The 14,618-nt window shown below is 68.4% G+C and carries 15 protein-coding genes; 6 read left to right on the top strand and 9 right to left on the bottom strand.

Annotated elements, in window-relative coordinates:
- Nucleotides 1-54: 54 nt before the first annotated feature.
- Together ACIHAX_RS31555 and ACIHAX_RS31550 are read right to left on the bottom strand one after the other, a co-directional pair.
- On the bottom strand, nt 55-480 hold the full coding sequence (locus tag ACIHAX_RS31555) for a roadblock/LC7 domain-containing protein (protein ID WP_355076570.1): 426 nt from the start codon (nt 478-480) through the stop codon (nt 55-57).
- A complete protein-coding gene (locus ACIHAX_RS31550) occupies nt 480-1,850 on the bottom strand; it encodes a sensor histidine kinase (protein ID WP_397281291.1) in 1,371 nt (456 codons plus the stop codon). Before ACIHAX_RS31550 ends, ACIHAX_RS31555 begins: the two co-directional genes overlap by 1 nt.
- 630 nt (nt 1,851-2,480) lie before the next feature.
- Between ACIHAX_RS31550 and ACIHAX_RS31545 the strand changes: the two genes are divergently transcribed.
- Complete coding sequence (locus tag ACIHAX_RS31545; RefSeq protein WP_067809684.1) at nt 2,481-2,912, top strand: SRPBCC family protein; 432 nt, start codon at nt 2,481-2,483, stop codon at nt 2,910-2,912.
- 9 nt (nt 2,913-2,921) lie between these two features.
- Here ACIHAX_RS31545 and ACIHAX_RS31540 read toward each other — a convergent pair whose 3' ends face one another.
- Nucleotides 2,922-3,638 (bottom strand): SDR family NAD(P)-dependent oxidoreductase, encoded by a 717-nt coding sequence (locus tag ACIHAX_RS31540; protein ID WP_355076575.1) that lies wholly within the window; start codon nt 3,636-3,638, stop codon nt 2,922-2,924.
- Between the two features lie 85 nt (nt 3,639-3,723).
- On the opposite strand from ACIHAX_RS31540, the gene ACIHAX_RS31535 reads away from it, so the two are divergent.
- A complete protein-coding gene (locus ACIHAX_RS31535; protein WP_397281288.1) occupies nt 3,724-4,278 on the top strand; it encodes a TetR/AcrR family transcriptional regulator in 555 nt (184 codons plus the stop codon).
- A gap of 19 nt (nt 4,279-4,297) precedes the next feature.
- The gene (locus ACIHAX_RS31530) at nt 4,298-5,116 is read left to right on the top strand and encodes an alpha/beta fold hydrolase (RefSeq protein WP_397281286.1); all 819 of its coding nucleotides are present in this window, start codon (nt 4,298-4,300) and stop codon (nt 5,114-5,116) included.
- A gap of 75 nt (nt 5,117-5,191) precedes the next feature.
- Here ACIHAX_RS31530 and ACIHAX_RS31525 read toward each other — a convergent pair whose 3' ends face one another.
- A complete protein-coding gene (locus tag ACIHAX_RS31525; protein WP_355076580.1) occupies nt 5,192-6,730 on the bottom strand; it encodes a DHA2 family efflux MFS transporter permease subunit in 1,539 nt (512 codons plus the stop codon).
- On the bottom strand, nt 6,727-7,662 hold the full coding sequence (gene dapA / locus ACIHAX_RS31520) for a 4-hydroxy-tetrahydrodipicolinate synthase (protein ID WP_364435684.1): 936 nt from the start codon (nt 7,660-7,662) through the stop codon (nt 6,727-6,729). The genes ACIHAX_RS31525 and dapA overlap by 4 nt, the downstream gene beginning before the upstream one ends.
- A gap of 71 nt (nt 7,663-7,733) precedes the next feature.
- On the opposite strand from dapA, the gene ACIHAX_RS31515 reads away from it, so the two are divergent.
- Nucleotides 7,734-8,609, top strand: coding sequence for a LysR substrate-binding domain-containing protein (locus tag ACIHAX_RS31515; RefSeq protein ID WP_397281284.1), 876 nt, complete (start codon nt 7,734-7,736; stop codon nt 8,607-8,609).
- Nucleotides 8,610-8,614: 5 nt separating this feature from the next.
- Here the strand turns inward: ACIHAX_RS31515 and ACIHAX_RS31510 are convergent, their stop codons facing one another.
- Nucleotides 8,615-9,271 carry an EthD domain-containing protein gene (locus ACIHAX_RS31510; protein ID WP_355076585.1) on the bottom strand — a complete coding sequence of 219 codons (657 nt, stop codon included), beginning with the start codon at nt 9,269-9,271 and terminating at the stop codon, nt 8,615-8,617.
- A gap of 113 nt (nt 9,272-9,384) precedes the next feature.
- On the opposite strand from ACIHAX_RS31510, the gene ACIHAX_RS31505 reads away from it, so the two are divergent.
- Nucleotides 9,385-10,860, top strand: a complete 1,476-nt coding sequence (locus ACIHAX_RS31505) for an MFS transporter (protein WP_355076587.1) — start codon at nt 9,385-9,387, stop codon at nt 10,858-10,860.
- Nucleotides 10,861-11,327: 467 nt separating this feature from the next.
- Here ACIHAX_RS31505 and ACIHAX_RS31500 read toward each other — a convergent pair whose 3' ends face one another.
- Nucleotides 11,328-11,486: a hypothetical protein gene (locus ACIHAX_RS31500; RefSeq protein ID WP_355076589.1), complete on the bottom strand. Its 159-nt coding sequence runs from the start codon at nt 11,484-11,486 to the stop codon at nt 11,328-11,330.
- Nucleotides 11,487-12,233: 747 nt separating this feature from the next.
- On the opposite strand from ACIHAX_RS31500, the gene ACIHAX_RS31495 reads away from it, so the two are divergent.
- The gene (locus tag ACIHAX_RS31495) at nt 12,234-13,310 is read left to right on the top strand and encodes a hypothetical protein (protein ID WP_397281281.1); all 1,077 of its coding nucleotides are present in this window, start codon (nt 12,234-12,236) and stop codon (nt 13,308-13,310) included.
- A gap of 9 nt (nt 13,311-13,319) precedes the next feature.
- On the opposite strand, the gene ACIHAX_RS31490 is transcribed toward ACIHAX_RS31495, so the two are convergent.
- Together ACIHAX_RS31490 and ACIHAX_RS31485 are read right to left on the bottom strand one after the other, a co-directional pair.
- Nucleotides 13,320-14,006, bottom strand: coding sequence for a PAS and ANTAR domain-containing protein (locus tag ACIHAX_RS31490; protein ID WP_355076592.1), 687 nt, complete (start codon nt 14,004-14,006; stop codon nt 13,320-13,322).
- Nucleotides 14,007-14,181: 175 nt separating this feature from the next.
- On the bottom strand, nt 14,182-14,433 hold the full coding sequence (locus ACIHAX_RS31485; protein WP_355076594.1) for a S1 RNA-binding domain-containing protein: 252 nt from the start codon (nt 14,431-14,433) through the stop codon (nt 14,182-14,184).
- Nucleotides 14,434-14,618: the final 185 nt, after the last annotated feature.

The raw sequence follows: 14,618 nt of genomic DNA, 5'->3' as shown, positions 1-14,618 counted from the left end.
TCGGCTCCGTGCTGCCCAGCGGCGCAGTACCTCTGACTCGCTCGCTGCGCTCGATCATGGCATTTCGCTGCCGTCAACGCGCCTGCGCGGCTGGCTGCCGAGCTCGCGTCCGACCCGGCCTGCCAGCTCGTTCATCCGGTGGGCGACGAGGCCCACGTCGATGTCGTTGGTGGTCGCGACGCCGAGTAGCGCGCCCTCGCCTGCCGCGGTGATGAGGATCATCCCCTGGTCGTACTCGGTGATGTTCTGCCGCACGCCGTTCGTGGCGTCACCGCAGAATTCGCCGAGCGCCTTACCGAGCGAACGCAGGCCGGAGGCCGCGGCGGCGAAGCGTTCCGCCTCGTCGCGGGCGATCCCCGTGGAGTGCGCGATCCGCAGGCCGTCGTCGGACAGCAACACCGAGAACCGCACACCCGTGATGCTGAGATCTTCGAGTAGCCAGCCCAGTTTGTTGCTGCTGTCGGTCACGGGTGTGGCCATCAGGATGTCATCCCTTCCGTGTCATCAGATGCGGCGGCGCGGCCGCTCTTGGAGCCGGTATGCCAAGCTGCGGCGACCTCGGGGCGAGCGAGGCCGGGTTCGGTGCGCGGCCCGACCGGGGCGAGTGCGACCGTCCTGCGTCGCCGCTTGGGTAGCCCGCCGCTGGTGATCTCGCTCACCGACAGCGACGGCTCGTTCTCGCCGGGCTGTTCGCTCGGCGCGTCCTGCGCGGGAACCGTGACCGGCTCCGGTTTTGCCTCGGTCACGGGCGCGACCTCCTGGACGTTCTGCGGGGTGACCAGCAGCGACTCCGGGATGTAGACCATCGCGCGCATGCCGCCGTAGACGTTCGGGCCGTCGATGTAGACGGTGAAGCCGTAACGGCGGGCCAGCGCGGCGATGCCCGGGAAGCCGACCTTCGGCGACGGACCGAGCTGGTGGATGTCGACGGGCCGCTCGTGCGCGAGCACCTGGCGGGCCTCCTCCATCTGCTCGGCGTTCATCCGCACGCCCGCGTCATCGATGATGACGGTGACGCCGTGGTGACCCTCCTGGAAGTTGACGTCCACGTAGGAAGTCGGCGGCGAGTACCGCAACGCGTTGTCCAGCAAGGTCGCCAGTGTGTGCACGAGCGGTTCCACCGCGCGGCTGATCACGACACGGTCGAGCTGGTTGGGCCGCACCCGCAGGTATTCCCGGACACGGCCGATGGCGCCGCCGACCACGTCGGTCAGCGTCTGCGCGGGCCAGCGGCGGCCGGGCAGACCACCGCAGACGATCACGTAGGACTGCGCCTGGCGGATCATCTGCTGCACCGTGTGGTCGATGCGGGTGAGGGTTTCGTACACCTGATCGTCGCGATGCTCACGCAGCGCGGCGCTCACCACCTGGCTGACGTCAGCGCCGAGGCTGACCACGGAGGTGCCGAACGAGCGGACCGCGGCGCTGGTCGCCTGGCGCGATGCGGAGGCGACCTCGTTGCGCGCGGCCTCCTCGGCCGCCTTGATCGCCTGCTGTCCTTCGTTGTTGGTCAGCTCCCTGGTCTCCGAGCGAATCAGGCTCAGATCGTCGGCATACCGCTCGGAGATCCACCGCAGGATCTGCGCGAGCCGCGAATTCTCCATGCCCGCCTGGACTTCGACCGGGGGCACCTGGGACTCGAACCGGCGGATCGACTCGGCCACCGCGGGTAGCGTAGTGGCGGCGAACCGCTCGAGCGTGTCCTCCGTCGCGCGCTGTTCCCTGGCCAGAGCCTCGAGCTTGGCCCGCTGAGCCCTGGCATACTGTACTGCGTACAACGCCCCCGCTACGGCGATCACCAAAGCGACGGCGAGGATCCATGAAAGCACCACGGCGATATCTTGATTCATCAGTTCTTTCGTCGTTGACTGGTCTCGAGGAATCGGCCCACTGCCATCCTGCTTCGCTCGCCTTCCCTCGCCTGCCGACCATGAACGGACCGGTCGGTGGGGTCCGCGTCGGAGTACCGGAAATCCCGCGACGGCACCGGCGCTCACCGAGAGCGCCTACCGCACAGTGCCCGCAGGACAGGCGATTACATGTCAATCGCCGACCGCCCGGATCGTGTCCGAACGGTAACCAGAACCCGACCATTCGCACATTAGCAGCATTCCAACGAACTCTCTGCCGATCCCACAGACACTTTCCGGATTCCCGGAACTGGGACGATAGGTGCCGCGGATCGCGACATAGCTGCGCAATAATGTTGGGCTGCCGTGCAACCCGTGGACCATTTGTCCTGCGTATGGGCCCGCGCGTCGGACCAGCACCGGAAGCGCGGGTGGCGGCGCGGATGCCGCGAACGCCCACGGCGGCCGAGCCGAACAGGCGGAATGGCCGTTCGCTGACGCATCAACGAATGTATTGGCGGGTGCTCGAATTCGATTCCGCGAAGTAGCGTCCACCGCTGCGCGGGGAGTCCGCCCGGACCGGCCGTGCCTCGCACCGACCGGACCGCCGGAGCCGGATACCATGCGCCCATGGCAAAGCTGAAGGTCTCGGTCGACGTTCCGATCTCGCCCGAGGAGGCCTGGACGCACACCTCCAACCTCGCCGAACTCGACAAATGGCTGACCATGCACGAAGCGTGGCGCGGCGAGGTTCCCGCCGAATTGACCGTCGGCACCCAACTGGTCGGCATCGCCTCGGTCAAGGGCCTGCGCAACCGGGTCACCTGGACCGTGCGGGCCGCCGAGCCGCCGCGCCGCCTGCAACTGACCGGCGCGGGCAAAGGCGGCACCAAACTGGGGTTGCAGCTGCTCGTCGCCCCGAAGGGCTCCGGTTCGGAGGTCACCGTCGACATCGAACTCGGCGGCGCGCCGCTGTTCGGCCCCATCGGATCCGGTGTGGCCCGCGCCGTCAAGGGCGATATCGAACGTTCCCTGGACCGCTTCATCGCCCTGTACGGCTGACCTCCGCCGTCATACGCCGATGGCGTCGAAGATCGTTTCGGCGCGGTCGCGGGTGCGATACATGCCCCACGCGGTATCGGCCAAGTCGTCCGGATCGAGAGTGTGGCCGTCCGCGCTGCCGAAGCGCGCCGGGTCGGCGGTGACCATCGCGTGGATGTCCCCGCGCTCGACGAGTCCGCCGATGGTCAGCGTGCCCGCATAGAGACCGCGCTCGGCCAATGCCGCGTTCAAGGTGAGCGCGTAGTTGCGCAGTGCCGCCGCGGCGAGGGCGAGGTGGCCGAGCATGGGCATGGGGCGGACGCTGGAGAGCCCGCCGGCGAAAAGTAATGCGCCTTTCCCGCGATCGAGCATGCCCGGCAACACGTCGCTCACCACGTCGACCGCGGGCCACACCCACTCGAACGCCGATCGCGCCGTGGCCGCGTCGATGTCGGTGATCGGCACGGGCTGCTGCGTGGAACCGGGTCCGTAATAGACCATTCCGATCGGTCCCTCCTTATGGATGTCGCCGAGTACCACGCCGAGCCGCGACCGGTCGGTGACGTCCGCGACGTGAGCGGTGGCGTGTACACCACGCTCCGCCAGGTCCGCGAGGTACCCGGCGTGCCGTGCATCGCTGCGCGAGATCAGCGCGACGCGGAACCCTTCCCGTCCGAAGCGCCGGGCCATCGACATCCCGAGGCCGGGGCCGACACCGACGATCACTGCTGTTCCCTGATCCGCCATGCGTTCTCCTTAATTTGAGGCCCCCCTCGATTTATCACCGTAGCACAGAATCTGAGGCGTGCCTCAGGTTCTGTAGGATGACCGCGTGACCAAACCGCTGCGCCGGGACGCCGCTCGCAATCGCGATAATCTGCTGCGGGCAGCGGCCGAAGTGCTCACCGAGCAGGGCCTCGACGGCTCGCTGGAGGAGATCGCGCGGCGCGCCCGCGTCAGTATCGGGACGCTGTACAACCACTTCCCCACCCGCGACATCCTGATCGATGCCCTTCTGCCGCCCCGGCTGGCGGCGGTGGACGAGATCGCCGCCCGGGCGGCGGCCGAACCGGACGCGTGGACGGCGTTCACCGGATTCGTGGAAGACCTGCTCAACAGACTCACCGCCGATCGCGGACTGCTCGAGGCGTTCACCGGGGATCATCCTGCGGCGGCTCAACTGGCGGAGGCCTGCCATCGCGGTATGTCGCACCTGTCGGCGGTGCTCGCGCGCGTCCGGGATGCCGGCGCGCTGCGCGCCGACGCGACCGACGAGGATGTCGTCAACTTGGTGTGGGCGCTGTCGCTGCTCGGCGAGACCACCGGCTCGCCGTCGTGGCGGCGCGGCCTGGAGATCGTCTTCGACGGGCTTCGCGGCGATCGCTGAACGAAAGGATTTCGTAGAGGTGCCCTACGCAACGGCGGCCGACGGAGTTCGCCTCGCCTATCAAGTGGCGGGCACGGGCAGCGCGCTGGTCCTGCTCGCCGGTCAGGCCAACACCCACCACTGGTGGGACGGCATCCGCGCGGACTTCGAGACCGGGCACCGCACCATCACACTCGACTGGCGCGGCACCGGCGACAGCGACAAGCCCGACGAGGTGTACAGCACGCGGGGATTCGCCGACGACGTGGTCGCGGTACTCGACGACCTCGGCGTGCGGCAGGCCGCCGTCTACGGCACGTCCATGGGCGGGCGGGTGGCCCAGTGGCTGGCCGCGCTGCATCCGGACCGGGTGCACTCCCTGGTGCTCGGCTGCACTTCCCCCGGCGGCAAGCACGCATTCGAACGCGGTCCCGAGGTCAGGAGGTCGCTCGCGCAGCGTGACCCGGCCGCCGCGCGACAGGCTCTACTGGAACTGATGTACACCCCGGCCTGGCTGGCGAGCACGTCCGGCCCGTACAACACGCTCGGCGACCCGGCCATGCCGGTTTACGCGAAGCGCAGGCATCTGTACGCGAGCAACAAGCACGATGCGTGGGATGTTTTGCCGGACATACGGGTTCCCACCCTCGTGGTGCACGGCACCGAGGACCGCTTCAATCCCGCCGCGAACGCTCCCCTGCTGGTCGAGCGCATCCCCGACGCGCGACTACATCTGATCGAGGGCGCACGGCACGCGTATTTCGACGAATTCCGCTTGGTGGCGAGCCCGGCCGTCCTGGCGTTCCTCCGCGAGGCGCGGCGGCGGCCCACCGCAGGCCTTGCCCACGGCAAGAAATAGGGGCCGCGGCGGCATCCGCCCGGCCCCTACGGCGGTAGGTCCCGGGATCGGCAGGCGACCCCGGGACAAGTACCGCTAGGCGTGCACCACTGTCGCCGCGTCGGCCCCCTGCGGGTTCTTCGGCTTGGTCCGCGGCAGGAAGGACGCCGGGATCAAGGTGAGCACGATCAGCACCAGCGCCACCACATAGGTGTGGCTGAACGCTTCCGCGGCCTGCTGCAGACCGGTTTCGACGGCGCCCGGCGGAAGCTGGCTCGCCAAGCTGGGATCGAAGTTGGCCGCGATCGCCGGGCGCGCCAGCGGCTGGTTGTTCAGCAGGTTGGTCAGCACCACCGACATCGTCGCCGTGCCGATGGAGCCCGCGGTCTGGTTGACGATGTTCATCAGCGTCGACCCGCGCGCCACCTGCTGGTGGGTGAGGGTCTGGATCGCCGCGGTCATGATCGGCATCATGGTGCAGCCCATGCCGAGGCCCATCACGAACAGCGCGCCGATCATGGGGAGATACGAGCTGTCCGCGTCGAGCTGGACGAAGTAGGCCGTCCCGATCGAGATCAGCGTGATGCCGACCAGCACGATCTTGCCCGGGCCGATCTTGTCCACGAAACGGCCCGCGATCGGCATGCTGAGCATCGCGCCGATGCCCTGCGGCGCGATCAGCAGACCGGCTTGCAGCGCCGACTCACCGCGCACCTGTTGCAAATAGGTCGGCAGCAGCAGACCCGCTCCGAAGAACGCGATGGCGAACAGCACCATCGTGAGCACAGCGAAGGTGAGCGCGCGGTTGCGGAACAGGTGCAGATCGATCAGCGGGTGCTCGGTGCGCAGCGCGTGGAACACGAACGCGACCATCAGCACCGCGCCGATGGCGGCCGGGATCAGCACCCGCGCCGCGAGCACCGTCCCCTGCTCCGGGATGGAGGAGACGCCGAACAGGAACAGCGCAAGGCCGGGCGAGGCCAGCAGCATGCCGATGAAGTCGAACGACTCGGACGGCTCCGGCTTGTCGCTGGGCAGCACGATGAACGCCAGCGTCAAGGCGATCACGCCGATCGGCAGGTTGATCAGGAAGATCCAGTGCCAGCTGAAGTTCTCGATCAGCCAGCCACCCAGGATCGGGCCGCCGATCGGGCCGAGCAGCATCGGCACACCGAGCACCGCCATCACCCGGCCGACCCGCTGCGGACCGGCCGCATGGGTCATGATCGTCATGCCGAGCGGCATCAGCATGCCGCCGCCGAGGCCCTGGATCACGCGGAACGCGATCAGCGATTCGATGTTCCACGCCGTGCTGCACAGCAGTGAGCCGAGCACGAAGAAGGTCAGCGCCATGATGTACAGCCGCTTGGTGCCGAAGCGGTCGGCCGCCCATCCGGTCAGCGGGATCACGGTGGCCAGCGCCAGCGTGTACCCGGTCATCGTCCACGCCGCGATGGCGTAGCTCGTGTCGAACTCGCGCTGGAAGGTCGGGATCGCGACGCTGACGACGGTGATGTCGAGAATCGACATGATCGCGCCGAGCACCACGACGCCGGCGACCTTGAAGACGGCCGCGTCGAGTTTGTCGGTGGCCGGGTCGGGCCCAGCCGCCTGGGTATCCGGAGGTTGTGTCACCGCTTAAGCGTGGCACCTTCACGGCCGCAATACCAGTCATTACGGGTTCCCGTTGCCGGAAATTCCGCCAGTGCGACCAAGGCGGCCCGAGTCGCCGCCTCGCTCGCGGGCAGCAGAGGCAACCGTACCGCAGGGCTCGGTATGCGGCCTTGCGCCGCGAGCACCGCTTTGATCACCGCGGGGTTGGGTTCGGCGAACAACGCGGCCGACAATACCGCGAGCCGGTGACCGAGCGTCCGCGCCACATCGACCGGACCGGAGCGCCACGCGGCGACCATCGCCGCGAACGACGAAGTGTGCACGGCGGCCGAGGCCGCGATCGCGCCGGACGCGCCGAGGGCCAGCAGCGGCGCGGCGAACAGGTCGTCGCCGGCCAGTACGGCGAAGTCGGCGGGCCGGGCGGCCATCAGCGTGACGGTGGCGTCGTCGACGGCGCCGACGGCATGCTTCAGGCCGATGACGTTGGGCAGGTCGGCCAGCGCGAGGAGTGTCGCGGTTCCCAGGGAAAGTCCGGTCCGGTAGGGGATGTGGTAGATGATCAGCGGCGCGGGAGAGGCCGCCGCGAGTTCGCGGAAATGCGCGAGCACGCCCGCCTCGGAAGGGCGCGTGTAATACGGGACCACGGTGAGCGCCGCGGTGGTGCGCGGATCCAGACCGGCGAGGGCTTCGACGGAGGCCGCGGTCGAGTTCGATCCGGCGCCGACGATCAACGGCGCGTCGCGTTCCCGGCACACGCGCGCGCAGACGGCGATCACTTCCGCGCGCTCGGCGGCGGTCAGAGTCGCGGGCTCCCCGGTGGTGCCGAGCGCGACCAGGCCGGTCGCGCCGTCGTCGAGGACTTGGCGGGCGAGCCGCTCCAGCGCGTCCGCGGCGAGTGCGCCGTCGGCCGTGAACGGGGTGACCAGAGGAACGAAAAGACCTGCGAGCGTCATGACGATCAGCCTCGCCGCTGGAATTCATCAGATCCAGTTCACGTTTCTGTCGCAGACCATAAGCTGAACTTATGCTCGACGTCCGCAAACTCCGCCTACTGCGGGAACTGTCGCACCGCGAGACCATCGCGGCGGTCGCGGAGGCCCTCGCTTACACCCCTTCGGCGGTCTCCCAGCAACTCGCCGCACTGGAACGGGAAGCGGGCGTGCCACTGTTGACGCGGACGGGCAGGCGAGTGACGCTGACCCCGGCGGCCGTGGCGCTCGTCGGGCACACCGAGCGGATTCTCGCGGTGCTCGAGCAGGCCACCGCCGAACTGGCCACGATCCGCACCGAACTCACCGGAACCTTGCGCATCGGCGCGTTTCCGACCGCGGTGCGGACCATCCTTTCCCCCGCGCTCGTCGCGCTGAGCAGCGCGCATCCCCGGCTGGAATTGCGTGTGACCGAATTGGACCCGGCGCTGGCGCCCGACGCGCTGCGCGCCGAGACGCTGGACGTCGCGCTGATCCAGGAGTACGACTACGCTCCGGTCCCCGCCGATCCCGCGTTGCACAGCGAGCCGTTGTTCGAGGAGATCGTCCATCTCGCCGCGCGCACCGCCGAACCGCTCGCCGATCATCGCGAAAGCGCTTGGATCGCAAGCACTCCCGGCACAATGTGCCACACCATGACGATGCGTGCCTGCGAGGCGGCGGGCTTCACGCCCAGGATCCGGCATCACGCCGACGACTTCGGCACGGTCCTCGCGCTCGTGGCCGCGGGTCAGGGTGTCGCGCTGGTCCCGGAATTCGGTACGCGGGATTGCCCGCCGGGCGTCATCCTCGGCGCGCTGCCGATGCGACGGCGCACGCACCTCGCCTACCGGCGCGGCACGGGCGACCATCCCGCCGTGCGCGCCGCACGCGTCGCGCTGCGCGAATCGGCGGGACGCTCCGGCCGCTGAACCGCTCAGCGCAGCCGATATCGGCTGGTGGGCACGACATCCAAGTTCCGGTCACCGCCGAAGGTCGCGACGCTGGCCATCAGCCGATCGATGCGGCGCGCCAGCTCCGCTCCGTCACCGCCGCTGCCGTAGAAGGCGTGCGGATCGGTGAGCGCCGCGAGCGGGAACAGCTCCTCCACGATCCCGGCGATGTCCGGCGCACCGGCCGTCGCGGGCCCGGTCACGACGTTCTGCACGTAGCCGAAGGTCGCCTGGGTCTCGATGGCGACGGCGGTGTGCTGGTTGCGCCAGCGATCCAGCCACTCGGCATGCGACAGGTCGTCCGGTTTACGCAAGAAGGCGAAGTTCGACAGGCCCGGCGCACGCTCGAGCACCGCGGTGACCGGCGGGGGAATCGGCGTCACCTCCTCGACATGCCAGCCTTCCACCCGCTCGGCCACGGTGCTCAGCACCCGCGCGGCCGCCTCCGCCTGCGGCGCGTCCGCCCACCAGACGCTGACGACGGCTCGCACCGGTTCGTCGAATGACGTGATGCGCAGCATCGCCGTCTCGACCGCCGCGTCGGAGATGTTCGCCTGCACCGCGGCGGCCCCGGTCAGGAGCGGCGCGAAGTCCGCCGCGAGCAGGTCACCGACGCCCCACAGCGCAAAGATGGTCTTCATCGACAGGCCACTTTCTAGAACACGTTTCACTCGTGTTCGAGCCTAACCCACCCGCGCGGTTGGCCGCTCGGGCTCGGGGTATCCGACCCTCAGGCTTGCGAAGGTGGTGATCCGTGCGAACCATATCGACCGACATACCGGCCAGGCTGGATCGCCTGCCCTGGTCTCGGTGGCATTGGATGATCGTGATCGGGCTCGGATCCGTCTGGATCCTCGACGGGCTCGAAGTGACCGTCGTCGGCAGCGTGGCCGCGCGGCTTTCGGAACCGGGCAGCGGCCTGACCATCACGGCCGCACAGGTTTCCGGCGTCGCGGCGGCGATGTACGTTGCGGGCGCGGGCTCGGGCGCTCTCTTCTTCGGTTGGCTGACCGACAGGTTCGGCCGCAAGAAGCTGTTCCTGATCACGCTCGCGATCTACCTCTTCGCGACCGCCATGACGGCCTTGTCGTTCTCGATGTGGTGGTTCGTCTTGTTCCGCTTCCTCACCGGCTTCGGCATCGGCGGCGAATACGCGGCGATCAACTCCGCGATCGACGAGCTGATCCCCAAGCAGTACCGCGGACGCATCGACATCGTCATCAACGGCACCTATTGGCTCGGCGCGGTCGGCGGCGCGTTGCTGTCCATCGTCGCATTGAACACGAATCTGTTCCCGCCGAATGTGGGCTGGCGCTTGACCTTCGCGCTCGGCGCCGTGTTCGGCCTGATCATCCTGCTGGTGCGCAGACATGTGCCGGAAAGTCCGCGCTGGCAGTTCATCCACGGTCACGAAGACGACGCGGAACGCTCGGTCACCGCGATCGAGGCGCGCGTCCGGGACGACACGGGCGCCTCGCTCGCCGACGTCTCCGATCACCGGATCCGGATTCGGCAGCGGCGCAGCATCTCCTTCCGGGAGATCGCGGCTGTGATGGTGCGGCACTATCCGCGGCGCAGCGTGCTCGGGTTGTCGCTGTTCATCGGTCAGGCGTTCCTCTACAACGCCGTCACGTTCAACTACGCGCTCATCCTGTCCAGATCGTTCGGCATTCCGGACGACCGGGTCGGCTATTACTTCGCGGTCCTCTGCTTCGGCAACTTCCTCGGTCCGTTGCTGCTGGGCAAGTTCTTCGACACGATCGGGCGCAAGCCCATGATCGCGGGCAGCTACCTCGGCTCGGCCGTGCTGCTGCTCGGCACGGCATGGCTTTTCGCGGCGGGCCACCTGAACGCGACCACGCTCACCGCCTGCTGGACCGCGGTGCTGTTCGTCGCGTCGTGCGGCGCCAGCGCGGCGTATCTGACCGTCAGCGAGATCTTCCCGATGGAGACCCGCGCCATGGCCATCGCCTTCTTCTACGCGATCGGTACCGTCGCGGGCGGCGTCGCGGGACCGTTGGTGTTCGCCGGGCTGACCGCGAACGGCGAGCCGGGGAAGACGGCCCTGGCGTTCACCATCGGCGCGCTCGCCATGTTCGCGGCCGGTCTGGTGGAACTGGCGTATGGGGTGCGTGCGGAAGGGCGGTCGCTGGAGGATTTGGCCGAGCCGCTCAGCGCGACGCCCGAGCGGGCGCGCGTCGAGGCCGGCCAGCCGCCGCCGAGCGGATAGGACGACACCGTGGATCGTCGCTCGCGATGGCCCCGCCGCAAACCCATTACGGCACTTCGCCGCAAACGCCACCGGCGCGGCGGCGGAAACGGCGTGACGACCACACAGAAGGCAGGTCGGACCTGCCCCGGAATTCGCGGGGCGGTCATGGATGGGACGAGTCGCTACATCCTCGCAAGTCGAGCCGAACTCGGAGCGAGTCCTCGATTTCGAACTCCGCGAAATGTGAATGCCATGTAAACGCGCGGGGTTTTCGGTGAACTCGCTCCCGGCCCACTGTTCACGCCACGAACGACATTCCTCATCGCCCTGTGCGCGCGGCGCTTTCGGCTATGTCGCGGAAAACACTTGCACACATTCGGGCGGAAGTCGTAGAACAACTCACTGCCCGCAATTGCGCGCCGAGGGCCGGCCCGCGGCGGCCGGCCTTCTGCGCGTCGCGGCGAAACCGACGAGCCCGCGGCTCGTCAGTTGTGCCGCGGGTCGGCGGCCGAGGCGTGTGGCCGGGTGATCCGGCGATGCGCCATGACTTCGGCCCACCAACTGCTCAGCGGGCTCGGGTCGGGCCATACGATCCGATCTCGTTCTTCGTCGTCCGCGACGGGCGCTTCGGGTTTCTCGATCACGATGACGTTCCTCTGCGCTGGTGCACGTAGCCGTACACATACTTGCGGAGAGCCCTCGTGTCCGTGCGCGCCGGTAGTTTCGCGACAGAGCGCGTCGAATCGGCTGAACGTCGAGCAGCGCGGGTTCCTCGCCCCTTTTATCGGATGACCGCGCTGTCGATCCGATACACCCCACATTTACCACAGCCAACGTGAAACAAACCGCTCTTTTCGGTTTACGATCTGGACACCAAGCGGTCGCTTGTTTACATTTTTCGGCGCTGAACAGTGGAAATAGCGGGTTCGACCGGGTTTCTTACACGAAACCGAAAAAGCACCGGGTGGTGAAACACACGCGGCCAACTCGTCGCCTTCATCCACGGCAGTCGCGCTGACAGTGATCGGCCTCGGCCGCGCGTACGCGACTCCGGAACGCGGCGCGGTAGCGGCGGCGGTTGCTCCGGTCGGAGCCGCGGAGCTTTCCCCGCATCGTCACACCCGACCGCGAAGCCGGAAGCTTCGTAAATTCCTCGGCTACAACTCGTGTGGCAGCGCGCTCCCACACGAAGGCGCCGCGCCCGAGCACCTGCGTTCGCTGATTCGGCTCGACACGCCCGGGTACCCGCCGACTGTGGTGCACCGAACCGAAGCCGTCGGCACACACGACGAAGTCACCTGGCGCCGAGCGGCACGGACCGAGTGGTCGCCGGTGGTTTCCGACGGCCACCGGCACGGACCTCCGCGGCCAGGGATGCCCAGGTGATACCGATGGCCGACCTCCGCCGCATCATCCATAAGCACGGGCCCTTCGCATCGGTCTGCTTCGACAGTTCCCACGACACCGAGGACGCGGCGCGCGACACCGAGCTGCACTGGCGTTCGATCGACGCCGAACTGGACCGCAGCGGAGCCCGGCCGCGCATCCGCAGGCTGCTCGCCCAGGCGATCGAACTGCACCCGCCTGCGCGGGGGCGATGCGGCAGGCTGCTCATCGCCGACGAGACCGAGGTGCTCGCCGACGAACGTCTACCGAGCCCGCCCGACATCGAGACCGTCCGCGTGTCGCCCCTGCCCTACCTGCTGCCGCTGATCGAGGCGCAGGCGGAGAAAGTACCGCATGTCGTCGCCCTCGTGGGCCGAGTGGGCTCGGAGTTGTACGGACTCGACGGCCACGGCAGCGAAACGAGGCACACCCTCCGCAGCGCCGGCCATCCGGCGCTCGAGCCTCGGCGCGACGACTGGTCGCACCGCACGATCCGGCAGCGAATCGAGGACACGGCGCGACGCGACGTCCGCGAGTTCGCGGGCGAGCTGGACCGGCTCGCCGATACCGTGCGCGCGGAGGTCGTCGTGCTCGCCGGGGAAGCCTTGGCACGTGCGGAACTTCGGGCGGTGTTCGATGCGAAGGGCAGGGATGTCATCGACGCCGAAACCGGCACGCTGACACCGGGTTCGGACCCCGAGGCGCTCGACGCCGAGGTCCGCGAGATTCTGCACCGGGTGGCGGCGCAGCGGCGCCGCCGGGTCCTCGAGCGCTTCGCCGCCGAGATCGAGCGCCCGGACGGCTTGGCGGTGGCCGGACTGGCCGCGACCACCAGCGCGCTGCGCGCCGCCACCGTGGAGCGGCTACTGCTCGATCGCGGGGTGCTTGGTGACCGATTGGTGCTGGCCGGGTCGGCCCCGAACCCCCTGATCGGCCCGGCCACGAACGGCTCGGCCGGTGAGATGCGCCGCGCCGACGAGGCGCTGCCGGTGGCCGCTCTGGCGATCGGGGCCGAGATCGTCCTGGTCGACGCCGTGGCAGCCCTGCACGACGGGGTCGGTGCCGTGCTGCGCGACCACTAGGACCGCTCCCTACGACTTCGGGATGCGCTCGTGCAAGGTGAGCAGCATGTGGTCGAAGGCGGTCTGCACCCCGGGCGGCGCCGGGGGCAGCCGGTCGATTTCGGCGATGAGCTGGGCGGCGAGGTCGCGCAGCTTGACGTTGGTCTCCTGCGAGCGCCACTGCAAGACGTGAAATGCCTGGTCGGCGTTGATCCGGTAGACCCGCATCAGCACGCCTTTGGCCTGCTCGATCAGCGCGCGCGCTTCGACGAGTCGCGGCAGCGTGTCGTCGAGCAGATCCTGGCGGTCCTCGGCGATGGTGGCCGTCAGGTCGACGTAGTAGCCCGCGGTGCCGACCACGGTGCCGTTCTTGTCGGTCATGGTGTCGCCCAGCACGAGCACATGGTGCGGCACACCCGCGGTGTCGATGATGCGATGACGGCTGCAGAACGGCTCGGCGTTGCGCACCGACTTCTCGATCGCCTCCGCGACGTGATCCCGGTCCTCGGGGTGCTTGTGCGCGAGCAGCAACTCGGTCGTCGGCGTCACCGCGTCGGGTCCGTAGCCGTGCATCGCGGCGACCTCGTCCGACCACTCCCAGTGCTGGTCGGCGAACCAGAACCGGAAGCTTCCCGTGGCTTGCGGGATCCCCGCACCGACTACCCTGGCTACGGTGCCTTCGGCCGTGTCCACGGTTGAGTCGCCCGATTCGTTCATCGCGTAAGTATGCTCCTACCTGCAGCGTCTCACCTGATCCCGGCGATCGAAGCGGACTTCGACCGCACACCGCACGCGGTGACAACATCATCTTATTCCCGGCGGCAGGGCCGGCCGGACGATTCGCCGCGAGCCCGTCACCATGGCCGGGATAGTCTTGGGGTCGTGCCGAGCCTTATTCAGCGTGCGCCAGAGCGACCCGCTGCCTCTCGGTATCGATATCGAGGATGCGCACCGTCAGAGTGGCACCGACCTGCGGTTCGGTGGACCACTCGGTGCGGTGCAGCAATCCGTGAATTCCTGGAGCGACCTCCAGGAACGCGCCGAACGGCGCGATCTGCACGACAGTGGCCTCCAGCACTCCGCCCCGAGCGTGTGCGGCGACGAAGTCCGGCCATCCGCGCTGCGGTGATTCCGAATGGGACATGTGTTTCACCTCCTTCCGGCGTCCCTGTAGTGACATGGGATTCGCGAAGAAGGCGGCGGGCCCCTGGCCCGCCTGATGATCACAGCGCGGCCGGGTAACCGTTCTGTGTGCGGCGTGTCGCCGACCCGGCAGTCATGGCGACGACCATAACCCAGCGCGAAGCGGCACGGCAAGATCAAGAGCCG

It is taken from the genome of Nocardia sp. NPDC051929 (assembly GCF_044548645.1).
Lineage (GTDB): Bacteria > Actinomycetota > Actinomycetes > Mycobacteriales > Mycobacteriaceae > Nocardia > Nocardia sichangensis.
This window is presented reverse-complemented; position numbering and strand designations above follow the sequence as displayed.